At 41.7% G+C, this 25,563-nt stretch carries 23 protein-coding genes and 1 riboswitch; of the genes, 10 read left to right on the plus strand and 13 right to left on the minus strand.

The genetic code is table 11. The annotated features are described in order from the left end of the window. Positions 1–44: 44 nt before the first annotated feature. Complete coding sequence (locus ACP8HI_RS19740) at positions 45–1,364, minus strand: sugar ABC transporter substrate-binding protein (RefSeq protein ID WP_438347877.1); 1,320 nt, start codon at positions 1,362–1,364, stop codon at positions 45–47. Positions 1,365–1,660: 296 nt separating this feature from the next. Beyond that, positions 1,661–3,364 (minus strand): alpha-amylase family glycosyl hydrolase, encoded by a 1,704-nt coding sequence (locus ACP8HI_RS19745; protein ID WP_438351910.1) that lies wholly within the window; start codon positions 3,362–3,364, stop codon positions 1,661–1,663. A gap of 205 nt (positions 3,365–3,569) precedes the next feature. On the opposite strand from ACP8HI_RS19745, the gene ACP8HI_RS19750 reads away from it, so the two are divergent. From ACP8HI_RS19750 to ACP8HI_RS19760, 3 genes are all read left to right on the plus strand, one after another. Continuing rightward, a complete protein-coding gene (locus tag ACP8HI_RS19750; RefSeq protein WP_438347878.1) occupies positions 3,570–4,610 on the plus strand; it encodes a LacI family DNA-binding transcriptional regulator in 1,041 nt (346 codons plus the stop codon). Positions 4,611–4,766: 156 nt separating this feature from the next. Next, positions 4,767–5,441 (plus strand): beta-phosphoglucomutase, encoded by a 675-nt coding sequence (gene pgmB, locus ACP8HI_RS19755; protein WP_438347879.1) that lies wholly within the window; start codon positions 4,767–4,769, stop codon positions 5,439–5,441. A 78-nt stretch (positions 5,442–5,519) separates the two neighbouring features. Continuing rightward, a complete protein-coding gene (locus tag ACP8HI_RS19760) occupies positions 5,520–7,823 on the plus strand; it encodes a glycoside hydrolase family 65 protein (RefSeq protein ID WP_438347880.1) in 2,304 nt (767 codons plus the stop codon). A 94-nt stretch (positions 7,824–7,917) separates the two neighbouring features. Here the strand turns inward: ACP8HI_RS19760 and ACP8HI_RS19765 are convergent, their stop codons facing one another. Together ACP8HI_RS19765 and ACP8HI_RS19770 are read right to left on the minus strand one after the other, a co-directional pair. Next, positions 7,918–10,065: an ABC transporter transmembrane domain-containing protein gene (locus ACP8HI_RS19765; protein WP_438347881.1), complete on the minus strand. Its 2,148-nt coding sequence runs from the start codon at positions 10,063–10,065 to the stop codon at positions 7,918–7,920. A 275-nt stretch (positions 10,066–10,340) separates the two neighbouring features. After that, positions 10,341–10,757: a pyridoxamine 5'-phosphate oxidase family protein gene (locus tag ACP8HI_RS19770; RefSeq protein WP_438347882.1), complete on the minus strand. Its 417-nt coding sequence runs from the start codon at positions 10,755–10,757 to the stop codon at positions 10,341–10,343. 353 nt (positions 10,758–11,110) lie between these two features. Beyond that, positions 11,111–11,221: riboswitch (TPP riboswitch) on the plus strand. A gap of 104 nt (positions 11,222–11,325) precedes the next feature. Here ACP8HI_RS19770 and ACP8HI_RS19775 point away from each other — a divergent pair. From ACP8HI_RS19775 to ACP8HI_RS19790, 4 genes are read left to right on the plus strand one after another with little or no spacing between them, the layout of a single operon-like run. Then, complete coding sequence (locus ACP8HI_RS19775; protein ID WP_438347883.1) at positions 11,326–12,336, plus strand: ABC transporter substrate-binding protein; 1,011 nt, start codon at positions 11,326–11,328, stop codon at positions 12,334–12,336. 41 nt (positions 12,337–12,377) lie between these two features. Next, the gene (locus ACP8HI_RS19780) at positions 12,378–12,671 is read left to right on the plus strand and encodes a thiamine-binding protein (RefSeq protein WP_438347884.1); all 294 of its coding nucleotides are present in this window, start codon (positions 12,378–12,380) and stop codon (positions 12,669–12,671) included. Continuing rightward, positions 12,668–13,432, plus strand: a complete 765-nt coding sequence (locus tag ACP8HI_RS19785) for an ABC transporter permease (protein WP_438347885.1) — start codon at positions 12,668–12,670, stop codon at positions 13,430–13,432. Before ACP8HI_RS19780 ends, ACP8HI_RS19785 begins: the two co-directional genes overlap by 4 nt. A 36-nt stretch (positions 13,433–13,468) precedes the next feature. Continuing rightward, positions 13,469–14,290, plus strand: coding sequence for an ABC transporter ATP-binding protein (locus ACP8HI_RS19790; protein WP_438347886.1), 822 nt, complete (start codon positions 13,469–13,471; stop codon positions 14,288–14,290). Between the two features lie 3 nt (positions 14,291–14,293). Here ACP8HI_RS19790 and ACP8HI_RS19795 read toward each other — a convergent pair whose 3' ends face one another. Continuing rightward, positions 14,294–14,917 (minus strand): TVP38/TMEM64 family protein, encoded by a 624-nt coding sequence (locus ACP8HI_RS19795; RefSeq protein ID WP_438347887.1) that lies wholly within the window; start codon positions 14,915–14,917, stop codon positions 14,294–14,296. Between the two features lie 87 nt (positions 14,918–15,004). On the opposite strand from ACP8HI_RS19795, the gene ACP8HI_RS19800 reads away from it, so the two are divergent. Beyond that, positions 15,005–15,805 carry a TatD family hydrolase gene (locus tag ACP8HI_RS19800; protein WP_438351911.1) on the plus strand — a complete coding sequence of 267 codons (801 nt, stop codon included), beginning with the start codon at positions 15,005–15,007 and terminating at the stop codon, positions 15,803–15,805. A 77-nt stretch (positions 15,806–15,882) separates the two neighbouring features. On the opposite strand, the gene nfsA is transcribed toward ACP8HI_RS19800, so the two are convergent. The 6 genes from nfsA to ACP8HI_RS19830 all read right to left on the minus strand — a co-directional run bounded on the left by nfsA (position 15,883) and on the right by ACP8HI_RS19830 (position 21,813). Beyond that, positions 15,883–16,626 (minus strand): oxygen-insensitive NADPH nitroreductase, encoded by a 744-nt coding sequence (gene nfsA / locus ACP8HI_RS19805; RefSeq protein WP_438347888.1) that lies wholly within the window; start codon positions 16,624–16,626, stop codon positions 15,883–15,885. A gap of 55 nt (positions 16,627–16,681) precedes the next feature. Beyond that, a complete protein-coding gene (locus ACP8HI_RS19810; protein WP_438347889.1) occupies positions 16,682–19,120 on the minus strand; it encodes a heavy metal translocating P-type ATPase in 2,439 nt (812 codons plus the stop codon). Positions 19,121–19,259: 139 nt separating this feature from the next. Beyond that, on the minus strand, positions 19,260–19,460 hold the full coding sequence (locus ACP8HI_RS19815; protein WP_438347890.1) for a copper ion binding protein: 201 nt from the start codon (positions 19,458–19,460) through the stop codon (positions 19,260–19,262). Between the two features lie 23 nt (positions 19,461–19,483). Next, positions 19,484–19,852 (minus strand): metal-sensitive transcriptional regulator, encoded by a 369-nt coding sequence (locus ACP8HI_RS19820; protein ID WP_438347891.1) that lies wholly within the window; start codon positions 19,850–19,852, stop codon positions 19,484–19,486. Between the two features lie 212 nt (positions 19,853–20,064). After that, entirely contained in the window at positions 20,065–20,238 is a 174-nt protein-coding gene (locus tag ACP8HI_RS19825) for a hypothetical protein (protein WP_438347892.1), read from the minus strand. Positions 20,239–20,445: 207 nt separating this feature from the next. After that, positions 20,446–21,813, minus strand: coding sequence for an MATE family efflux transporter (locus ACP8HI_RS19830; protein ID WP_438347893.1), 1,368 nt, complete (start codon positions 21,811–21,813; stop codon positions 20,446–20,448). A gap of 358 nt (positions 21,814–22,171) precedes the next feature. Here ACP8HI_RS19830 and ACP8HI_RS19835 point away from each other — a divergent pair, with 358 nt between their 5' ends. Further along, positions 22,172–23,836, plus strand: a complete 1,665-nt coding sequence (locus ACP8HI_RS19835) for a copper resistance CopC/CopD family protein (protein ID WP_438347894.1) — start codon at positions 22,172–22,174, stop codon at positions 23,834–23,836. Between the two features lie 37 nt (positions 23,837–23,873). Further along, positions 23,874–24,578: a YcnI family copper-binding membrane protein gene (locus ACP8HI_RS19840; protein ID WP_438347895.1), complete on the plus strand. Its 705-nt coding sequence runs from the start codon at positions 23,874–23,876 to the stop codon at positions 24,576–24,578. Between the two features lie 138 nt (positions 24,579–24,716). Here the strand turns inward: ACP8HI_RS19840 and ACP8HI_RS19845 are convergent, their stop codons facing one another. Together ACP8HI_RS19845 and ACP8HI_RS19850 are read right to left on the minus strand one after the other, a co-directional pair. After that, on the minus strand, positions 24,717–24,947 hold the full coding sequence (locus ACP8HI_RS19845) for a cold-shock protein (RefSeq protein WP_438347896.1): 231 nt from the start codon (positions 24,945–24,947) through the stop codon (positions 24,717–24,719). A gap of 159 nt (positions 24,948–25,106) precedes the next feature. Beyond that, positions 25,107–25,307 carry a cold-shock protein gene (locus ACP8HI_RS19850; RefSeq protein WP_036651712.1) on the minus strand — a complete coding sequence of 67 codons (201 nt, stop codon included), beginning with the start codon at positions 25,305–25,307 and terminating at the stop codon, positions 25,107–25,109. Positions 25,308–25,563 lie beyond the last annotated feature (256 nt).

A 25,563-nucleotide genomic window follows, 5' to 3' on the forward strand; every position in this document is an offset into this window, starting at 1 on the left:
CGACGGGTATCTTCAATTTACTATCCACTAGTAATCATTCTTTGTTACTTCGTTGCACTACCATTTAAGTCTTTAATTTGTTGTGCTGCTTTGTCCATAGCTTCTTTTGGATCTTTATCGTTATCCCAGATTTCTGGGAAGGCCGCATTTACAGGACTCCATACATTCCCCATTTCAGGAATAGTAGGCATTGGCTGAGAGTTAATAACTTGTTGAGCAAAACCTGCAACATACGGATCACTAAGAATCTGATCAGATGCCAATGCGGCATTATTAGTCGGTATAGAACCAACTAATTCGTTTAGAAGAAGTTGTGCTTCTTCATTCGTCGCGAATTGGGCGAACAATTGTGCAGCATTAGGATACTGAGTAAAGGAGTTTACATAGAATGCCTTGATTCCAGAGAATGAAATAGCTACCTTACCATCAATCGTTGGAATCGGTGCAATTCCAAGCTTATCTCCTAGCGCTTCTTTATAACCCGCAAGTTCCCAAGGACCCGTAATATCCATGGCTACATCACCTGAGTTAAATAAACTACGTTTAATATCTGGAGATATATCACCCGTTTTAATTGGAAGCGCCGCCTTTAATCTCACATATGTTTGCAATCCTGCAAGTGCACCTTCCGAATTGACGCCAACATCGTCTTTATTCGTACCATTATCACCGTACACATATCCACCGCCACTAGCTATAAATGGATAGTTGAAATACAAGTTCCCTGATTCCCACATAATTCCGAATCTGTTCTTCGATTTATCCGTGAATGTCTTGCTGAACTCGATAACATCATCGAATGATTTCGGTGCTTCTGGCAATAATTCTTTGTTATAGAAGAGAGCATATGTTTCAGCTGCTCTTGGGTAACCATACAGTTCACCATTGAAAGTTACACCTTGAATTGATGCTGGTGTATTGTTAGCTATTGTATCTTCTGCTAATGCTTCATTAGTTAACAATAGACCCGCTTCTGCCGCTCTTCCCAAGTTATCATGCGGGAACATGACAACGTCAGCTGCTAATCCAGAAGGACCATCTTGAGTCAACTTTGTAACTTGATCTACCGCTGGCACTTCTTCAACTTTGACAGGAATATTGAATTTCTCTGTAAATCTCTTGGCAATTTCATCTGTAAAGGCTCTTTCTTCTCTACTCTCCCATACAATCAACGTAGCGCCATCCTCTGCTTGAAGTCCTTCTTCAACGACAGCTTCTTCTGGTGCAGGTGTATCCGTTACTGTATTGCTTGGTGCCGGTGCAGGCTCAGTATTACTCGGCGCTGCGCTGTTCGATCCACAAGCAGTAATAGAGAAAGCCAAGGTAACGGTTGCTAATAACGTCAATAACTTATTCATTTTCATACAATTTTAATCCCCTCTCTAATGGCTATACCTTTTACTTTATTGTTTCTTTATGTTTATCATGCTGTGCAAACGATTTCACAAATGTCAAAAAATGAACGCCTACATCCTTAAATGTTTAACTCTTTGTCTTCATCCATTTGAGGTAAGCGCTTTATTTATAGGTTTATCATACACAATAGACATAGCTTTGTAAAAACGTTTGCATATAGTTAATTAGCCCATATTAGCTCATTCCATGCATAATATATTACTTTATCTTTGTATTTCGCATCATTACTCTCTATCTTTAAGTATTACTTCATTATCACTGTAGAATATGGAGCTATTACTAGCATATTATTGTCAAAACGAGCGGCTTTACTGCCTTTTCTTATGATTTCAGTAAATAAATTCTCTCCTTGTGCCGTATCTATCTTTACTTCTTGCTCTTCACCTGATAAATTGTGCACAACCAGTGCAACATCGGCTTGTGTACGTCGAACATAGGATAATATTTGTGCATTACCAGTGTCATAATATTGGATGTCTCCATCATGTAGTGGAGAAATTTCATTTCTCCATGTTATCAATTCCCGATAATGGGTCCATACTGAATCCTTATCCTTCATTTGTAATTCAACACTATGTGAATCATCACCAGTATTATAGATAAGCCTTTCCCACGTCGTTTGTCCCTTCCCTTTCGCTCCATCTTCATACCAGATCATAGGTTCACGAATTTGCTCATCTGGCTTCGCGCCTAACATACCGATCTCTTCACCGTAATATATAAAGGGGTTTCCAGGTAGTGTTAACAGAATCGAGGCCGCCATTTTCGTATGATCTACATTGCCATCTAGCTGACTCATCACCCGGTTCTGATCATGATTTGTCAAGAATATTGCATCAATAAATTTCCCTTCTGATTTCGTGCTAAACAGCTTGTATGTTCGTTCTAGTGTAAATGCTAAGTTGTTATCACGTTCACTTTTCACACTATTCATAATAGATTCTGCTAGACTGAAATTAAAACCAGAGTCAAATGCCTTATCCAAATAAGGCGCCACTGAAGCGATAGAATTCTCCCACACTTCCCCAACAATGTAGGCTTCTGGGTTAATCTCATTCATGCTACTTCGGAACTCCTGCCACCAAGCAATATTCTTTGCTTCTGTTCCCTTGTCTTTATCCGACACTAAATCTTCGAAAATATGCTTGGCTGCATCCAATCTAAACCCATCCAGGCCTAGCTTCAGCCAGTACTGACCAATCTCCTTCATTTCTGTTCGTACAGCAACATTGTCGAAGTTCAGATCAGGCATTCCATCCCAAAATATCCCCATATAATGTTTACCATTCGCCTCATACCAAGGATTGTCACCTGATGCAGCACTAATACCACTTCGTTCTCTATTCTGATCTTCAGCCCACACGTACCAATCCCGATATGAACTCCGCTCCCCTTCTGCTGAATCCTTGAACCACGGATGTTCTTTGCTCGTATGGTTTACGACCAGATCCATAATAACTTTGATACCACGTTTATGAGCTTCATCAATCAATGTTGTCAGATCTTCTACTGTTCCATAGTCCGGATTTACAATTCTATAATCGGTCACATCATATCCGTGATAGCTTGGTGAAGATAATATCGGCATGAGCCAAATTCCACCTACACCCAAATCGTCAGTCGTAGAAGGATCCCCATCATTTAGATAATCAAGTTTCTCTATAACTCCCCGCAAATCACCAATACCATCGCCATCCGAATCATAGAATGAACGAACAAAAACTTCATAGTAGACTGTAGAGGGTTGTTCATCAATTTGATCCATCCTCGGTGAAATAGCTGTCTCTTTCTTTTGTTCATCAGCAGTAGATACGGTGTTTTGGTTATTATGTTCTGTTTGTGTTAAAGTAACCTTATCCGTAGCATTGCATGCAATTAACAACGCACTGAATACTGCTGCTCCCATAATTCCGAGAGCAAATCGTTTGTAATATCTAGTTAATGTCATCTCTGTCAATATGTCTTCCTCCTTCATTTACGCATTCATGCGCTTTATGGGTATATAATAACGGAGGATCCATTTTAGTCAATAGATTTATGATAGGTTTGTTATTTACAAGCCGTAGACAATAGATTAAGATATCAATTGTAAAAAAGAATATTTCGTTTGTATGATTTAATGATTCACGCAAACGGTATCATCGGAGGCTATTATGTCTGTAACAATTAAAGATGTGGCGCGAAAAGCTGGCGTATCTCCCTCCACGGTGTCACGAGTGCTATCTAATCACCCTAGAATAAGCCTTGAAACTTCCCGTAAAGTAAAGGTTATTCTTGATGAAATGGGGTATTACCCCAATATTATGGCTCAAAGCCTTGTATCCAAAACAACGAATAGTATTTGCGTTATTCTACCGAAGTCTGCTGAGGAACTGTTCCTGAATTCATTCTTCATGGAATTAGTTCGGGGTATTGTCACACAGGCGAATCGTTCAGGATATGATGTTGTACTTAGTTCGGGAGGAAGCGAGCAAGAAGAAATCGAGGTTGTTTCTCGACTAATCAATGGGAAAAGAGTCGATGGTGCTATTCTGCTGTATTCACGTAAAGATGATCCTGTTGTTGAATTTCTACACAGTAATAATCATCCCTTTGTCTTGATTGGTCGTAGCGATAAATATCCGGACCTACTATCCGTTGATAATGATAATATTCAGGCTGCTTATGATGCCACCAAGCATTTGATTTCCTTCGGTCATAAACGAATCGGGTTCGTTAGTGGACCCCCAAATCATGTCGTATCTATGGACCGACTTAAGGGATACCAAAGAGCACTCGAAGAAGCTGGGATTGAGATGCGAAAAGATTGGATTGTTGAAGGGGAATTTCTACAAGAAAGTGGATATCGAGCGATGTCATTCTTCATGAATTTACCGCAACGACCTACAGCCTTAGTCGTGGTTGACGACCTTGTATCCTTCGGTGTACTGCGTGGTTTACATGAACTAGGATACAAAGTACCTGATGATCTAAGCATCGTCAGCTTTAATAATATTCCAATAGCTGAACTCTCTACACCACCCATAAGTAGTATTGATATCGGTATTTATAATCTAGGTTATACCGCTTCTCAAGCCTTAATTCAATCGATTCAACAGGATGGCGAGAAGATTTTTCAAAAGAGACATATTATATCTCATCGCCTTGTCGTTCGAGAATCTTCTATGTTATCTGTCACTGGATTACATAATTAACGGACTTATGTAGGAATATTATATCTGCTATAATATTGTTATGAAGTTGTTGAATACTTGTTCGTCACGGATACTCTGATATAATGAGGCAAAGTCTTGCTTCATTATATTTTTAAATATAAATACAAACGTTTGCACAATGGAGGAGAATACCTTATGAAACCTATGAATCACCCCATTCAAGCCTGTTTATTTGACCTAGATGGCGTACTCGTTGACACAGCTAAATATCACTTTTTGGCTTGGAAGCGGCTCGCTGATGAGCTGGGCTTTGTATTTACTGAGGAAGATAATGAAAGACTAAAAGGTGTGAGCCGTATGGCATCGCTGGATATCTTACTTGCAGTGGGTAATCTTCAACTTGATGAAGAGACCAAATTTACACTCGCTGACAAGAAAAACAACTGGTATGTTGACTATATTTCAAAAATGGATGACTCGGAGATTCTACCAGGATCACTCTCCTTTCTTCAAGAATTGAAACAACATGGAATTAAAATTGCCTTAGGCTCTGCCAGTAAAAATGCTATGACCATATTGAACAATGCTAATTTAGTTCCTTACTTCGATGCCATTATTGATGGCACCCACACATCGAATGCTAAACCCGATCCTGAAGTATTCATACTTGGTGCAAAAGAAGTACAAATTGCTCCAGAACATTGTGTTGTGTTTGAAGATGCCGAAGCAGGAATTGAAGCGGCTTTACGTGCAGGAATGCGCAGCATAGGTATTGGTCCAGTAGGCTCACTCACTCAAGCAGAATATGTCGTATCTTCTCTCGAAGAAATGTCTGTTGAGAAATTACAGCAAATGATGGCTAATTCCTAAGTTATATAGATTGAACGAAACTTTACAACGATTATGAATGTTTCTATTTACGATAATATTATGAAGGAGACGATTCGCATGAAGCAATACTTACAATTAGACCCATGGAGCATTATTGAAGAAGGCTTCGATCCACAGAATCATGAAATATCAGAAAGTATATTTAGTATTGGGAACGGATACATGGGACAACGAGCTAATTTCGAAGAGAAATACAGTGGCTCCTCCCTTCAAGGCAGCTACATGGCCGGCGTATACTACCCGGATAAAACACGTGTCGGATGGTGGAAGAATGGCTATCCTGAATACTTTGCAAAGGTATTAAATTGTACGAATTGGATTGGAATCGATGTACTTATAGATGGAGTGGCACTTGACCTAGCCGTATGTACAGTGAAGGATTTCGTACGCGAACTGAATATGAAGGAAGGAACGCTCTCAAGAAGTTTCATCGCTGAACTTCCAGATGGTAAAGAAGTGCAGATTGCAGCTATTCGATTCACCAGCATTGCACGTAAAGAGATAGGAGCCATCCGATATGCTGTAACACCTTTGAATTTCAGTGGTTCTATTTCCTTAACACCGTATCTTGATGGTGACGTGTCTAACAAAGACTCTAACTACGATGAGAAGTTCTGGTTAGAAGTGTCCAAAGAAGTAACAGCAGCAGATGCAACACTGACGATCAAAACAAAGAAGCTTGATTTCCACGTTACATCTGTCATGGCATACACAGTACTCAAGAATGGTACTCCTGTTACGGTCACACCGGAAACCATCGATAAAGAAAAGTATGTCGCTCATTCTTTTAAACTGGATGTGCAAGAGAAGGAACAGATTGTCCTATATAAGTATGTGGCGAATGTCACTTCCCGCGATCATAATAATGATCAATTACTCGGCGTAGCGCGGAACGTTCTTCAATCTGCCATGGAGGTCGGATTCCAGGTTTTACTTGAAGAGCATACTACTGCTTGGGCTGAAAAATGGAGTGAGAGTGATATCGTTATCGAGGGTGATGTTGCAGCACAACAGGCGATTCGATTCAATATTTTCCAACTAAATCAGACTTATAACGGAGAAGATGATCGGCTCAATATCGGACCTAAAGGGTTTACGGGTGAGAAATACGGCGGAAGTACTTATTGGGATACCGAGGCTTACTGTCTACCCTTCTATCTAAGTACAGCCGACGAATCCATTGCTCGGAATCTCTTGGTCTACCGTTACAAGCACTTAGAAAAGGCCAAAGAAAATGCCAAGAAACTCGGCTTCAGTAAAGGTGCCTTGTATCCTATGGTGACCATGAACGGGGAAGAGTGCCATAACGAATGGGAAATTACTTTTGAAGAAATTCACCGTAACGGAGCCATTACTTATGCCATTTATAACTATGTCAATTATACAGGAGATACTTCTTATCTAGGCCAATATGGTCTGGAAGTTCTTGCTGAAATTTCACGGTTCTGGGAAGAACGTGTCAATTATGTTCCTGCCAAAGACCAATATATGATGTTAGGTGTTACTGGGCCTAATGAATACGAGAATAATGTTAACAATAACTGGTATACCAATAAAATGGCTGTATGGACAATGACGTATACATTAGAGGTACTGGACAATCTGCATAAGACTGAACCGGCCGTTTATAATGAGCTTATTGAAAAACTACAGCTCAAGGAAGATGAGACATCTAAATGGCGTGATATCATTGCCAAAATGTACTATCCGTATGATGAAGAACGTCAAGTTTTCTTACAGCAGGATGGATTCTTGGATAAAGATCTGACGCCGGTTAAAGAACTAGATCCGTCTAATCTGCCATTGAATCAGCAATGGTCTTGGGATCGTATCCTTCGTTCTGTTTACATTAAGCAAGCTGATGTATTGCAAGGAATATTCACTTTAAGAGATCAATTTGATCTAGATACAGTGAAACGTAATTTCGACTTCTACGAGCCCCTTACCGTGCATGAGTCTTCCTTATCTCCTTGTGTACATTCGATTCTTGCCTGCGAACTGGGATATAAAGAGAAAGCATACGAGATGTATCTTCGCACCTCTCGCCTAGATCTGGACAATTATAACAATGATACAGAAGATGGTTGTCATACGACGAGCATGGCCGGTACTTGGATGTCTGTTGTTCATGGATTTGGAGGATTGCGTGTACGGAATGGTGTTCTACACTTAAACCCATTCAACCCTGGACATTGGAAGTCATTCTCGTTCAAAGTCATGTTCCGCCATGCTCTCCTCAAGGTAACCGTTGGCGAGCACGATGTCACAGTCACGAATGAGACGGAAGTTCCTGCTCATGTGAATGTTTACGGTAAGGATTATACCGTCAATGGATTGAGTCATATCCAGGTCGATCTATAGTAAAATATATCTGCAAGTACTGATTTTGGTTTAAAGGCATCTTTTACGCAATCTATATGCGCTGAAGATGCCTCTTTTTCGTATATAAAGGAGTTTATAACCGCTCCTGTAGTGTAAGTTCAATCGATTCAAGAATATGTGGGTAATTCGTGAGCAATTCTAAAAAGGCCTCTCTACGCAAAGTTAATAAGAGTGACGACTCCAACGCCCGAACGCTAGCCGTTCGCGGTATGTCTTTCAATAAGGAAATTTCTCCAAAATGGTCCCCGTCTGCCAGAGTAGCTACACGTTGATGCTCTGCCTTCATCGTTTTTTTCATAATTTCAAACTTACCGCGGATGATGATGTAAAACTTATCTCCACCCTCTCCCTCATGTACGATGGTGTCTCCTTCTTTGCAAGTCTCAGTGGAGAACAGCAACGAAATATCCTGCAACAGCGATAGAGAAAAGCCTTGGAAAAACTGAAATTTTGCCAGACGATTTACATCTATCGTTGCATGAAGTCCGTCCTTTGACAACATAAAGCCGTGCTGCTTCTCCCACATATGATAATAGAGTCCGCCTTGTTGTATAAGTTCATGATGCGTACCTGATTCAGTCACTTGCCCATCCTTGAATACATAAATATCATCTGCCTCCATAATCGATGACAGTCGGTGTGTAACCGAAATGATCGTTTTGTGAGCTTTAAGCTGCTTAATGGATTCATTGATATCCGCCTCCGCCGCTGGATCCAACGCAGAGGTAACCTCATCGAGTAATAGTATCCGTGGATGACGGAGAAGCGCTCGTGCAATGGAGATTCGCTGACGCTGTCCTCCCGTTAGGGAGGCTCCATCACTATGTATCATTGTATTGTAGCCTTCAGGCCAACTAACAATAGTTTCATGAATTTTAGCTAACTTAGCTGCTTCGATCATCTCTTCTTCTGTCGCATGAATGTTATCTAACAGAAGATTGTCCCTAATCGTTGTATGAAATAGAAATGTGTCTTGAGAGACAATACCGATCTGCTTCATTAGAGAATCTTCACTCACAAGTCGTAGATCAATATCATCGATGGATACAGTACCTTCCTTCGGGTCATAGAAACGAGATAACAGCTGTAACGCGGTGCTCTTGCCCGAGCCACTGGGCCCAACGAATGCCGTATACCTTCCAGCAGCAATGCTTAGGCTGACTTCCTTTAACTGATCGGTTCCTTCCGTATACCCAAAGGTCACGTTGTTCATCTGTATATTTCTCGTAAGAGAAGGAAGCTCAACAGGTACCATTGCCTCTGGCACGCTCGGTTGATGATGAAGTATTTCACCTATTCGCTTGAAGCTTATACTGGATTCAATAATATCCGGGATCATAAATGACAGGTTGACACCAGCTTGTCCTACACTCATAAATAAGGTAAAGAAAGCAATAAAGCTACCGATTGTCATCTCATCTTGAAAAATTAAATATCCTCCGAAGCCGATCATTGTACCATTTAATAGTAATAAGGTTGTTAAAGGTAGTCTTTCTAAGAGTGAATTCATAACATGCATCTTTAAGCCAAATGAAAATAACTGTCGAATTTGTTTCTCAGCGCGCTCTCGAAATCGCTCTTGCTGATGTAGAATTTTAATCGTTTGATATCCCTTGACTGTTTCATCAATTGTATTGGCAAAATGCTCTTGTGCTTCTTTATAGTTGATATTAGAGGCTTCCGCACGTCCCTGCAGTAGTTTGGGACCGACAATCATAAGTATCGATCCGAACAACATCATCAATGTGAGTTTCCACTCTATTGAGAATAATACGGTAAGACCTAACAGGAAACTTAGGCCTTCCTTCAGACTAAAGGGAACTGAGCTGTAAATAACATTTTCAATAGAGGACATATCAGAAGAAAAGCGAGTAACTAGATCACCCACTCGGTAGCGCTGATAGAAAGGAAAGGATTGCTTCTGCATGTGAGTAAACAATTGGATGCGAAGTTTCTGGACCACCTTACCGCTTAGTTTGGAGAGTGCATAATCCCCTCCCAGCCCAGCAACGATACTAAGCGCCCCCCCAATGACCAGAATACCTAGTATGATGAAAAAGGCTTGATAATCCTTGGGGGTAAAAGCTAAGTCTACCAAATACTTAAGACTCAATGGTGACGCTACCGCATAGGCAACTTCAATCAATAAGCCGAATAAAAAGATGCCGCACAGCAACTTATATTGTATAAAATGACGAACAACCATTTGTAGAAAACCCAATCCTATCGCCTACCTTTCAGTAGTCCTAGATTACAACAGGTTGGTATAGACTGTAAATCAACTTTGTAGAACTCTGCCTTGAGGCGAACCAATATCCCATACTTTACAGCATTTTCTACTAGACTGCAGTATCGAAAGAGGGGGATGAACATAAATAAAGGCGACTTTCCATTAAAAACTGAATGGAAGTCACCTTTGTCAAATTAAATTCAACTTAACAAATTAAATTCATAAGTTTTTTACTGGGCTCTTCGGATGTTGGGGGTCTTTCTCGTTTAGGAAATCCACTTTCTTTGCTTTCCGTCCTTATCCGTATACAGAATATCTGCAAGTTGAATATCAAGGATGACATAATTAGGATCCCTTGGTCCGTCAAACCACTCCTTCAAATCATCATTCCAACATCTTTCCTTCAAATTGTCATCCGTGCAGATTGAACAGGTCCCTTCCATAACGACAACCTCTTTAGTACCTCCAATTTCATACCCAATGAGCAATGATACATTTGGATTATTCTTCAACTCCTCTACCTTATGTGTTCTCCGATCGCTTACCAAATGAATGCTCAATCCTTCATTATACAACATCATATATCTCTGCTTCGGCTTATTACCTTCAATAGTCGCCAGAGAACAAATCTTATTGTGGTCTAAAATTTTCGTTATATCCTGCTCTATTATCTTGTTGTCCATTATGGATCGTGTTCCCCTTCCTCATGTTGAATGTACTTAAAGCATATGATTTATTGTACCCATCCAAGTAGAAACGGATTCGCCGTCCTTTTTTAAGGAGCTTATGCTTCCGATGCTAGCGATACTCCGTATCACTTTAAGGCACCCGTTTCAGCGGAAATATAAGGATTAGAGTATCAAGAATCAATTTCATAATTACGCAAATCGATTTAGATGCATCGGCGATTATGAAATTGATTCAAGTGAAACTTATACTTTCTTATATTTTAAAAGAATACGAATCAGCCTCTAAACAATTCCTAGCTGGACACCCCTAGCCCAGTCGATTATAATGACGTAGAACGCCTTAACTACATAAGTACCAGGGGTGCTGGAATTGGCCGGCTGAGATTGTGTCCCACAAGACACTGACCCTTATACCTGATCTGGATAATGCCAGCGTAGGAACGTATCCGATATGGTTACATTCATATCTTTCTTGCGCCCACATGCGTCCCGATTACGGGGCGCTTTTTTGTCGAATACTAATAGGACATGGAACAATAAGTCCAACAGAGGAGAGAGCAGAATGAGAAAGAAAAGAACATTGTCGATACTTTTAACATGCCTACTATTACTCGTAATAGCGGGTTGTGGGGGAACTAAGAATGAACAGAATGCACAGACTAGTAAGAAACTACAAGACGTCAAGATTGTCTTGGACTGGACTCCTAATACCAATCATACGGGACTATATGTAGCGAAAGATCAAGGATATTATGAAGATGAAGGTCTGAATGTTGAGATAGTCCAACCAGGTGCTGGTGGAGCCGATACGATGGTCGCTTCAGGGGCGGTGCCTTTTGGTATAAGCTATCAAGAGAGTGTGACACTAGCAAGAACACAGGACGTCCCGCTCGTCTCTATTGCCGCAGTTATTCAACATAATACGTCCGGTTTCGCGGCACCTGCTGACCGCAACATTAAATCACCTAAGGACTTTGAAGGTAAAAGTTATGGAGGTTGGGGTTCTCCTGTAGAAGAAGCCATCATGGGCTCTATCATGGAGAACGAAAAGGCAGATGTTAAGAATGTTAAGATGATCAATATGGGCGATGCCGATTTCTTCACCGCGGTTAAGCGTGATATCGATTTCGCATGGATCTTCTATGCATGGACGGGTATTGAAGCAGAGCTTCGCAATGATCCAATCGACATGTTATATGTTAAAGATTATGCTGTAGAACTAGACTACTACACACCTGTCATTGTAACGAACGAGAAGCAGATCAAGGATGATCCTGAGCTAGTCAAAGCTTTCCTCAAAGCAACAGCCAAAGGCTATCAGCTAGCCATTGACAAACCAGAAGAGGCTGCTGATATACTTAGTAAAGCAGTCCCTGAGTTAGACAAAGATCTTGTTCTCGCAAGTCAGAAATGGCTTAGCCCACGTTACACAGATGATGCCCCTCGTTGGGGTGAACAAAAGGTAGAAGTATGGCAGGGCTATACAGATTGGATGCTAAGCCATAACCTTCTGGATAAACAGATTGAAATTGGAAAGGCATATACTAATGAGTATTTGCCACAGTTACCATAAGCAAACATTATCTCCAAATTCGAAAGGATTGAACATATAATATGGCAAACACATTATTGAGCATTCAAGTTATTCCAAAGACACCTGGAAATGAAGATTCCATTCCTTATGTAGATCGCGCAATTGAGGTCATCCAACAATCCGGAGTGAAACATGAGGTTCATCCTCTAGAGACCACAATGGAAGGCGAACTTAGCGAGTTATTAGACATTGTGAAGGATATGCATAAGGCTCTTGTCGAAGCAGGGAGTCCAAGTGTCATTTCTCAGATCAAGATCGCTCACAATCCACAAGGGATCAGCATGGATAAGTTAACAGAGAAATATCGTCCATGAGATTGTGGTGGAACAAAATCTGGCCGCCCTTCGTGGCGGTCTTCTTCTTATTGATGATATGGCAGCTATGTACGTCTTTCTTCGAGATTGAGAAATGGATTCTCCCCTCTCCAACTGATATTGTTCGTGAAGCTTCCGCTCAATCGGGCGGATTGTGGAAACATACTTTAGCAACAGCGAGGTTAACCGGTGTTGGGTTCCTCATCGGTAGCTCAATAGGTCTGTCTATCGCCATTGTATTGCATATGATTCCTTTTCTTAAGTCGGCCTTATATCCTCTACTGATTCTCAGTCAGAATGTACCGACCATCGCGCTTGCTCCACTACTGATGATCTGGTTCGGCTTCGGTCTTCTTCCCAAATTCATCGTCATTACGCTGGTCTGCTTCTTCCCAGTAGCTATTGCCATGATGGGCGGGCTGAGGCAAACGGATCCAACCATGCTTAGCTATATGCGTATGATTGGAGCAAGTAAGAGGCAAATCTTCTTTAAATTAGAGCTTCCACACTCGCTCCCAGCTCTGTTCTCAGGAATTAAGATCGCAGCGACGTATAGTGTGATGGGTGCAGTCATTGCAGAATGGATCGGTTCCGATAAGGGTATCGGTTATTATATGATGCTACAAAAAGCTAGCTATCGTACGGACCGCATGTTTGTTGCAATCTCCATCATTATTGTTCTTAGCCTCATGATGTTTGCTATTATAGGTCTGCTAGAGAAGTGGTTAGTACGCTGGAAGCCACGTCAAGAACACAAATAAGCCTACCATTACTAACTTATGAAGGACGTGTTTCTCATGTTGGAATCCTATATACCGAAAGACAATATCCTAAGTGGTAACGTCCATTCAGCATCACAAGCCTTAAAAGTCACTGATATTAACAAAAGCTTCGGTAAACAAGGCCAAGATTTATCTGTGCTGAATGGTGTTTCCCTTACCGTAGAACAAGGAGAATTCGTCTCTCTCGTCGGTCCTTCAGGATGCGGTAAAAGTACGCTATTTCATATTATTGGAGGATTAGTACAACCCGATTCTGGCGAAGTATGGATGAATGGACGCGAAGTCACGGGAGAACGAGGCCATATTAGCTTCATGCCACAACAACCCGCTCTATTTCCTTGGCGAACCATTGAAGATAATGTCATTCTTGCACAAGAAATAAAGGGTACATCCAAGAAAGACGCACGTAAGGAAGCTCGAGAGTGGATTGCTAAGGTGGGTCTCTCCGGATTCGAACAAGCATATCCTCACACGCTATCCGGTGGAATGCAACAGCGAGTTGCATTCCTACGCGCACTTCTCAGCCCAGAAGAACTAATATGCCTAGATGAACCCTTCAGTGCGTTGGATGCATTGACGCGAAGTGATATGCAGCGTTGGCTACTTAATATTTGGGAAGAGAATCAGCGTTCTGTCTTATTCATCACTCACAATATCGAGGAGGCTTTGCTGCTATCCGACCGCATTTATGTATTCTCAAATCGACCTGGATCTGTATTGCAGGTCGTAGATGTGCCACTCCCTCGACCACGACGAGAAGAGCTTACTGATGATCCTACCTTTCTAAAGTTAAAACGGGAATTGTCGCAGTTGATGAAAGAAGAGCAAAAAAAATAGGATCTACGAATCACTCGCAGCCCTATCCTTTCCACATATTTTTCTTAAGCTTCTACGATGGGTAACTACAAATATCACAATGAGTGCAATGCAAAATATGACATATGATACGATCAATTTCCGTAAGTCCATATCAGGGAAAATGAGCGATGAGCTAATTATGCCGAATAACCATATATGTGAGAGCGTGCCTACAATAGAGGACCAGGTATACGTAGACACTTTAATTGGTGATAAAGCAGACATAAAAGCGATAATATTATTGGGCATGATGGGTAAAGTACGAAGAAATATAATCGCCCATGCTCCGTATTTATCAAAGCCATACTGCCACTTTTCATATCGCTTTAGCCTCTTGCCCCATCTTTGGTTAAACCAATCATGAAAGAAATATTTACAGATAACAAAAACAACGATCGCAGCCACTGAGCCTACTAACCAACTAGCCATTAATCCAACCTTAACTCCTAATATCGAGATGTGGAGCACGATCAATGTCGCAAATGGAAAGATACCTAGAAAGTTCTGAATAATCGCCAGTATGATCGTTAGAAGGATAATAGCAATACCCTCTAATCCTGTGAAATTTAAAAGCCAATCAATCGCTTGATCTATCATATTTGTCATAAATACAGACCTACTCCATTTCAATACCGCTCTAATAATGTTACTTGAGGTTGATTACAACCATTCTAGTATAGGAGGTCATTTATTATAAACATATCAACATATACTCCAATCATTGATGCCCATATTCACCTTGATTCTTATAGTGGTGAGCAACCATTACACCTTGCAGAGTTGTCCAATGATGGCGTAAGCGGGGTTATAGCTGTATCCATGAATCTCCAATCCAGCATCCGCAATCTAGAAATTGCAAGATTACATCCTACTCTCGTTCATCCTGCCTTTGGATTCCATCCCGAGCAGCAGCTCCCAACATCAGAAGAGGTTGCCGAACTGTTATCATGGATGAAGGATCATCATCATGACATGATCGCTGTAGGTGAAGTGGGGTTACCTTATTATTCACAGCTAGAAGCGAAGGAAACTGGACAATCATTTGACCAAACACCTTACATTGTCTTGCTAGAACAATTTATTTCTTTCGCCGCCATATACGATAAGCCCATTATACTACATGCCGTATATGAAGATGCAATTACAGCATGCAACTTACTTGAAAAGCATGGCGTAACCCGGGCACATTTCCACTGGTTCAAGGGTTCCGCGGATACTGTAGAACGCATGGCGAATAACGGTTATTTTATATCTTTCACACCAGATATTCTATATGAAGCTGAAATTCAAGAATTAGCCCGCCTCTATCCGAAAGAGCAGGTCATGGCGGAAACCGATGGACCGTGGCCCTTTGAAGGACCCTTCTCTGGACAAATGACCCATCCACGGATGGTTTCTGATGTGATTGAAACATGGAGTCAAATCCATGATATTAGCGTAGATGCAGCCCGTAAGATAATCCACTCCAATACTCAGCGATTTTACGGAATCTAAAAAGATGCTAGTGAGCAAGCAGAGACGCTGTGCCATCCCTCTTGTAAGGACGGCACAGCGTCTTTCTGAAACATAGCTTACTTGTTCATAAACCCTTTACTCAACAAAAATTCCTTCATATGCAACCGATTAGGCTGTGCCAAGCGATTAGCCATCGTCTTAGACCACGGAGTATCGTTCTTCCCCATTGTTCTTTCTAACATATATTGCTTCGTAGTTTCATCATAAGCCTTCACCTGCTCTACGATCTGTTCTTTCGAATATATATTTCTGTGGAGCACTGCATCCACAGGTAAGCGAGGTCGTAGGCTGGTATCTTGATCCGGGTATCCAACACACATCCCGAATACAGGATATACTAATTCTGGTAGACCAAGTAGATCAGAGACCTCTGCAATATGGTTACGCACACCACCAATATATACAATTCCAAGCCCCATCGACTCTGCAGCCACCGCTGCGTTCTGAGCCGCTAGTGCCACATCTGTTGTGGCAACAATGAGATTCTCCATAGAATCCTCATAGGAAGGTTGATCAACTAAGTGTGGTGCCGTCACTTGCTGCAGGCGATATAAATCTGCGCACCAAACTAGGAATACAGAACATTGCTCCACATAGGCTTGATTCCCCGCAAGTGTAGCGAGTTCCCTCTTTAATTCCGGCTCTGTTACTGCGATAACGCTATAAGCCTGCACATTACTTGATGTAGAGGCCATTTGTGCGCAAGAAACGATAAGGTTTAACTGCTCCTCGGTAACTGGCTGATCTGTAAATCTTCGGATCGAACGATGATTCAATAACTGAGATATTGTGTCATTCATGAGAAGCGCTCCTTATTTTATTATAAATGTAGTTTCGTTATCATTTGCCAGTCTATTATAGCTTCACTCGTTGCAATCGAAGCGCGTTAAGCACAACCGAGACAGAACTGAAGGCCATTGCCGCACCTGCAACCCAAGGGGCTAAGAAACCAGCCGCAGCGATTGGAATACCTATTGCATTGTAGGCTAGCGCCCAGAATAGATTCTGCTTAATATTGCTCATCGTTCTTCGACTCATCACAATAGCGTCTGCTACAGCATTCAGATCACCACGCATCAAAGTGACATCTGCCGCTTCCATGGCCACATCCGTTCCTGTACCTACTGCCATACCAATATTGGCAGTAGCTAGAGCTGGCGCATCATTAATACCATCTCCAACCATCGCGATGACTTTGCCAGATCGCTGCATCTTCTTCACTTCCTCCGCTTTACCTTCCGGTAACACCTCGGCTAAGACAGTCGAGATCCCCGCCTGTGCGGCAATCGCTTTAGCTGTGCGCTCGTTGTCGCCCGTAATCATGACAACATCAATACCCATATTCTTCAGCCGATTCACAGCTTCTTTAGACGTTTCCTTTATCGTATCCGCAACAGCAACGATACCTGCATATTTATCATCAATAGCTACAAGCATTGCCGTCTTCCCCGATTCTTCAAGCTGATTCATGTCCTCATGGGCTGAACCTATATCCACACCATTCTCAGACATTAACTTCCGTGTGCCAACAAGCATCTTTCTACCATCCACCCATGCCGAGACACCATACCCTGGGATATTCTCAAATTTCTTCGCAACAGGTAGTGGTAATCCTTTACTTCGATCTATAGCTCCGCTCACAATGGCATCCGCCAAGGGGTGCTCAGAATGCTTCTCTACGGCCGCAGTCATACGCAGTAGAGAACTCTCTATTATAGGTGCAATAGGAAGAACATCCGTCAATATAGGCTTACCATTAGTAACCGTTCCTGTCTTGTCTAATACAACAACCTCTATTCCCTGTGCAGATTCCAAATGCTCTCCGCCCTTGAACAGAATGCCAAATTCCGCTGCACGTCCAGATCCCGCCATAATAGACGTTGGCGTCGCCAGGCCAAGGGCACAAGGACAAGCAATGACGAGTACTGCGATCGCTTTCTCTAAAGCGCTAGCGAATTGACCCTGCTCGACCCAAAAAAACCACACAAGAAACGTAATCACTGCGATCGCCACCACTATTGGAACAAAGATACCAGATATCACATCGGCAATCCGTTGAATGGGTGCCTTAGAGCCTTGTGCAGCTTCCACAACCTGAATAATCTGTGCCAAGGTCGTATCTTTACCTATTTTCGTTGCTTTGATGTGAAGGACACCGTTCTTATTCAAGGTTGCACCTATCACCTTATCTCCAACTTGCTTCTCTATCGGTATACTTTCACCCGTCAGCATCGACTCATCCACAGAAGATATCCCTTCAATGACTTGTCCATCTACAGGCACCTTTTCCCCAGGTTTAACGATGATCACATCTCCAACGACAACTTCTTCCATGGGAATGTTCATCTCTTCGCCATTACGCACAACAAGTGTCGTCTTAGCCTGAAGCCCCATCAGGCTCTTAATCGCTTCCGATGAACGGCCTTTGGCTAGAGCCTCAAACCATTTCCCTACCAGAATCAACGTGATTAATACACTACTTGTCTCGTAATACATTTCAACCGTGTGCTCCATTGCCCCCATACTAAGCGACTGTATCGTAAGATATAGACTATAGAAATACGCTGCGGATGTACCCAGCGCTACCAATACATCCATATTCGCACTACCATTTCGTAATGCTTTATACGCTCCGATGTAGAATTGTGCACCAATTATGAACTGCACAGGTGTCGCTAAGAGGAGTTGGAACCATGGATTCATGAACAATGCCGGAACAGGAATCCATTCCGTAAATGAGAAATGCCCTACCATAGCCCACAGTAGTGGAAGAGATAACAATCCTGAGACGATCCACATCCATTTCTTTCTGTTTATTTCGCTTTTTCGTAGCTCAGCTGTATCTCTTGCTTCTCCTTTCGGTGAGGCCTTATAGCCCAGCTGTTCTACTTTCCGAATGATATCTTGTACATTTACATTCCCCGGGGAGTACTCTACATGCGCTGTCTCTAGAGCAAGATTCACATTCGCTTGCGAGACACCTGCCATTTTGTTAAGACCCTTTTCAATCCGAGTAGAACATGCCGCACAGGTCATGCCTGTGATCTCAAAGTCCATAGATTCCTTAACAGTACCATAACCGAGATCGGTTATTTTCTGTTCGATCTTCCCTACATCCAAGCGTTTAGGATCAAAGCTTACCGAAGCTTGCTCCAATGCCAAATTAACATTTGCCTTCGTTACACCTTCCAAGCGCGCTAATCCCTTCTCGATTCGAGTGGCACATGCAGAGCATGTCATCCCTGTTATTTGCAACTGCGCTTTTTCTTCGTCAGTATGTTTGGATGATTCCATTATCATGTCCCCTTTCCTAACACTTACTATTTACGAATACCCTACTAGGGTATGTGATTCCATAAAAAAATGCGAGAGCATTGGAATTGCCCATCCGTCTGCCTCGCTTAATCATTCCTAACTATCCAACTAATCACCCTTAGACTACATCGTAGCCTTGATCAACAATAGCTTTTTTGATCGTATCTAGGCTGACCTTACCCTCATCAAAGTCAACGTCTACTTTCTTAGTAGATAAATCTACTTTACCTGTCGCACCTACACTTTTAACAGCACCTTCAACGGCATTCAAACAATGATTACAAGACATTCCCTCAACGTTCAATGTAACATGCTTCATCTTTAATTCCTCCATTTAGTTGCTTATCTCATTAATTTATTGACTGTGATCAATAATTCATCAATAACATCATGCTCTCCCGCTTCAATACGTTCCACAACACAACTCTTCATATGTCCTTCTAATAGTAACTTACCCACGCCATTCATAGCGGATTGAATCGCTGCAATCTGATTCAGAACATCATCACAATACGTATCTTTCTCGATCATTCCTTTAACACCACGAATCTGACCTTCAATACGATTCAAGCGAGTCACTAGCTGCTTCTTCGTCTGTACCGAGTGATGACTCTTCCGTGAATGAGTGTCTGCGTGACAGTCGTTAACCGCCTTCTCAGAATCAGATGAGCCTAATTCTTCAAATGAACCATCTAATTTATGATCTACCATAGGTGTTTCCCCCTATTCATCTATATAACTTATATTTATTCCTTACTCTTATCATATCGTACCCCCCAAGGGTATGTAAAGTCACTCATTCACCCAACTAACATTCCTCTCTTTCAACATAAATAACCCGTTGCACGAAGGAATCCGTGCAACGAGTTATTCGCTTCAATTCATTGTACATATACTGCAGTCTATCTTAGGTTCATATCATCTCAACTTTTATCAGCTGCATTCATCTCGTAGGAAGCTTGGTGAAGCTCCTTAATCATATGTTGCATAATCATACTTTCCTGATCACTAATTCCAATTTGGTTATCTTGGATGACCATTTGGTGGATATTCCTCTTCAATATCTCACTACGACGTTCTAACATAGCATGGTTCATAAACTAAATCACTCCTGACTTGTTTTTGAACTTGCAGATGAAGTCCTTCATTAAGTATAAAGAACTATGAACATTATTGAAAACTTACAGAAAATGATTGTTCCCTTGTAAATCAGGCTAAGGCTTGAGTAGAGACGCTGACCAGGCTGAGTCTTAGATATCCTCCCCGATACGCCATGGTCCTTGCTAAGTGCAGCTATTCAGCACCTAGAATGCTATTCCCTCGGAAGCTTGAACAGAAACATCCTTCATATGTCCCTTTCTCTTCTTCCATCTTAAGGCCACCAGAACTCCACGCAGATATTCATCTGCAATCATTGCGATATATACACCAAAGAGTCCCATCTCTAGCACAATTCCTAATAAATAAGCTAATCCAACAGATACAATCCACATCGAAATGATGCTTGTTGTCATAACATAACGTGTTTGCCCCACAGCATTCAGGGCGTTACCCATCGTCATGTTAATCATTTTACCCGGTTGAAGAACAATATTAACGATCAATAAGAATACACCCGTTGCTATGATCGACTCGTCCGACGTAAACCAGCCCAATATATATTTACCGCATATGACGAGAATTAGCGTATTCACTTCCACAAGCAAGACTCCCCATTTGACAGCTTTCCATGCATCTGAGTACGCTTCTTCACGTTTTCCCGAACCATACAGATGCGCAGTACGAATCTGAACAGCCATCGCTATAGCCATTCCGAATAGAAAGGCAAATGACTCGACAGTTGACAGATATGAACGTGTCGCTAATTCCATGGCACCCATCGTCCCTATTAATGAGGCAATGACTAACTGAGTAATCGAATAAGATCCGCCACTTAAAGAAAGAGGGATACCGATCTTCGCTATCTCCTTAACAATCTTCTTATTCCATTTCACGAACTCACCGAACGTTAGACGTGAGCTAAAGCTATTCAACAAAATCATAAACAACATAATTACCGCAATTGATCTGCTTAGGACGGTTGAGATCCCTACTCCCACCATACCCATTTCTGGGAATCCAAACGAACCAAATATAAATAAATAATTAAGTAGAATATGAATTAAATTCATTCCTACAGCAATCATCATCGTCGCTTTTGTATTACCTGTATTGCGAATAATCGTACTACAAGTTTGAAGAAGTGCCATCATAAGTGCACCGCTACCTACGATATAAAGATATTGCTGTGCCAAAGGTCGAATTTCCAAAGGTACCTGCAGTAGAGCAAGTATTAAATCTGTATTGAAATGTATAACTATGCTGACCGCAATTCCAATCATGACGTTAAATGAAAAAGCCAGCGACGCCGCCTTGCGAGCTTCTAACTCATTACCCGATCCAAGCTTCTGGGCAACTAATATGCCTGATCCCCCACTAATCATAGCAAATAATACAAACAAAGCAGCAAAAAATTGATTGCAAATCCCTACTGCTGCAACAGCTTCATCCGATATTTTACTGACCATAATGGTATCAACTGTCCCTATCATAAATTGTAGAGACATTTCCAGCATAATTGGCCATGCTAAATTATACAGAGAATAGGTGTCATTCGTTCTTAAAGATGCCACATCATTCTACCCCTAGATTCGATTGGACATTGTAAATATAAACATGACTTCCATGCCCGCCGCTAATGATATCATTCATCTATAAGAGCTACAATCACTTTTTTTTCATTCCGTATAGCCCATTAGAGTCATTACAATTTAAACAACCTCATGATAGGATTAACAAGTAGAAACGTCAATGCCGTCCCTTTTCAAAGACGGCACCCGTTTCAGCGGAAATATAAGGAATAGAGTATCAAGAATCAATTTCATAATTACGCAACTCGATTTAGCTGCATCGGCGATTATGAAATTGATTCAAGTGAAACTTATACTTTCTTATATTTTAAAATACTAAACAGTCAAAGGTGAACACACATTGAGAACTCTCCAAAAAGTAGTTGGGCTTGGAATAGTCCTATCATTTCTATGCTTGTTTCTATTTCCTACCCTCACCTATGCGCATGCGTATCTTCAGAAGTCGACACCCACTGCGAACGAGATCATCAGTCAGTCCCCCGCTAAGATCATGCTCCAGTTCAATGAATCCATTCAACCTGCATTTCACGATATTCAAGTTACGAATTCAGCTGGGGAACGCGTTGATCTTGATGATAGCTACATTCCAGATAGCCAACTGAATACCCTTGAAGGAAATGTCAGTCCTAATCTGCCAGATGGCGTGTATGTCGTTAAATGGAATGTTATTTCAGGGGATGGCCATCGTATTGAAGGTAGTATTCCTTTTCAAGTCGGAGACGGTAGTAGTTCTGTTATTGTCCCTACTGCACAGTCCGCAAGCACCTTTCCTGGATTAGACTTGATTGCGATTCGCTGGCTACTATACTTAAGCATGTCCTTCTTCATGGGTATCCTCTGCTTCTATCGCTTTATGTATCCTGCGAATCCCAAAGGCGCATTACCATTGCCCAGGCGTAGCCGTACGTTATTATGGATAACTTATGGCGGTATACTTGTGAGTATTCTGTTGAGCCTGCCACTACAAGCGACGATTGATGCACGTATTCAGTGGACTGAATTATGGGCAACCCCATGGTTAGCTCAAATGTTCCAGACGAACTTCGGTCTCATATGGTTGATCCAATTGGGATTAGCAATTGTTCTAGGAGGGGTAATCTATGCTGCCCATCGGATATCTGGGGGAAGTCGCTTGAGAATCATTGGTTATTCCTTAGCTCTGTCTCTGGCACTGGGTATTCTCTTATCCAAATCATTCATAGGCCATCCAGCTGCTTCTGAGTTGAAGGTTCTGTCCATAACAATGAACTTCCTTCATTTAGCCGCCATTTGCGTATGGATCGGTTCATTACTTGCGCTAGCTATTGTTCTTCCGGGCGAGGCTTCACTTCCAACTTCCACCGAGGAACGCAAAGGGACCATTTCCCGAGTTATTCGCACGTTCTCCTGTTGGGGATTCGGACTTGTCGCCATCGTCATTCTGAGTGGCATCTATGCCAGCCTAAAGTATGTACCAACACTGTATTCGTTATTTAATACGTCATATGGTCAAGTACTGTTGCTCAAATGTGGTCTTGTGCTCATTATGCTAGTATTTGCAGCAGTAAACTTCCTACGCGGAAGAAAGAACAAACCCGTCGGACGTAGTGTATGGATCGAATTAAGCATTGGTGTCATTACACTTGTACTTGCAGCTATCCTAACCAATTTACCTACAGCTACAGGTACACCGGGTCCCGTCCATGTATCGAATTCTTTAGACAGCGGAGAAGTTATATCACTCCGCATTAGCCCTAACATTGTCGGCAATAATCAGTTTGAAATCGATGTTCGGGATGCTAAAGGTCAAGAGATCCACAATATTCAACAAGTGAAACTTACGCTCACCTCGCTAGATATGGACATGGGTAAGTATGAGATCATCGTTCCCTATGAACCCAATTCTACATTTATGGCAAAAGATCTAATCAGCATGGCCGGACGATGGAATATTCAAGTCCATATCCTATCAGCATCGCTGGATAGTTGGGATACGGACTTCACCATCAGAGTGGGTACTAAATAGTACAACAACAATCTAATTACGAAAGAAGGAATCCATCTTGTTTAAAAAGTCTAAATTATCTATCTTATTCATCTCAGCTGTTGCAAGCTCAATGCTATTCGCTGGTATCGCAAGTGCTCATGTCACCGTGAAACCAACGACATCCACCCCAGGTGCTTGGGAAACTTATACCATTAAGATACCCGTTGAAAAGGACATTCCAACTACGAAAGTATCGCTGAAGATTCCAGCTGAAGTAGATTTCAAACAATATCAACCTGCACCAGATTGGCAAACGAGTACCGAGAAAGACGCTACAGGCAAAGTTAGCTCCATTACATGGACCGCTACAGGGGAAGGGATCTCAGCCGGAGAATTTCAAACATTTAACTTCGTAGCCGTGAATCCGAAAGAGGATGCATCCATAGCATGGGACGCTTATCAATACTATTCAGATGGAAGCATTGTAGAATGGACGGGCGAGGAAGGCAGCGATTTACCTCATACCATCACCTTAATTACATCGGCTTCATCATCCGAGGAAGCTGATGACAACGCAGCACATGACCATGATCACAGCACAACAGCACCTGCCACACCATCGGAAGTAGATCAAGAGCCTACTAATACGTCAGACACTTCCAGTTCAAATTCAACTAGCTCTACTTCAGCGATGGATATCACTACGCTAGTTATATCTATTGTAGCCTTATTCATTTCGATCATAGCCTTACTTAGAGCTCTTAGAAATAAAAAGATATAACTTCTAGACATATTTCTCCATATCCCAAACACAAAACAGACCGTAATCCATATGGATTACGGTCTGTTGCTCGTTCATATCAGATGATTCACATCCAGCGTCGGAACGCTGAATATTCTCCCTAGATATGACTTAAGCTTATTCGATTTGAACGCCCTTCTTGATTGCCTTCAAGTCACCATTGGAATTGTTAAGTATAGGAAGCATCTTGTCATCTCGAACCATAGGGGAACTGCACAACCGACAAGTCGGTTCATGTTCAAATGCGAAATTATCACGCATCCATCCCTTACAATTCTCATCTGTACAGGCCCAAATTGAAGTATTTTCCTCTGGAATTTCCTCTAACGATTTTTTGCGGTAGTTCATACTCAACCTCCTCATTAGACTTTAAAAAACCAAACAAGTAAAGACGGATACCTAACCAAAAAAAAGTGGCATCCGCAAGATAGATCATACCTTAACGTCATATGTCTGAAAGTATAGAAAAACCGCCCTTAACAGACGTTAAGGGCAGTCTTGTTTGTATTACAGTTTTACTACGTTTTCTGCTTGTGGTCCACGGTTTCCTTCAACTACGTTGAACTGAACACGTTGTCCTTCGTCCAAAGTTTTGAACCCGTCGCCAGTGATAGCTGAGAAGTGAACGAAAACGTCGCTTCCGCCTTCAACTTCGATGAAACCGAAACCCTTGTCTGCGTTAAACCATTTTACTGTACCTGTTTGCATTTGTAATTCCTCCAAAAAGTTTAATTTAATGCTGATCTTTTTTTACACTTACATATAAAAAAGTTTCACACATTGAAAAGAGTTCCATTATAACTTGAAGCCGCTTTTCAATACGTGAAAGCGATCAATATTTCCTAACTGAGATCAGTGTAACATATGGATTGGTGAAACGCAAGGCTGAGTGAAAGTAATTCTAAACTCTTTTTTTATTGCCCACCTCATGGAGTTGTATAACAACCTATTTCCTGCGTAGAAT

The organism is Paenibacillus sp. FA6 (assembly GCF_051550225.1).
In the GTDB taxonomy this organism is placed as follows: domain Bacteria; phylum Bacillota; class Bacilli; order Paenibacillales; family Paenibacillaceae; genus Paenibacillus_AQ.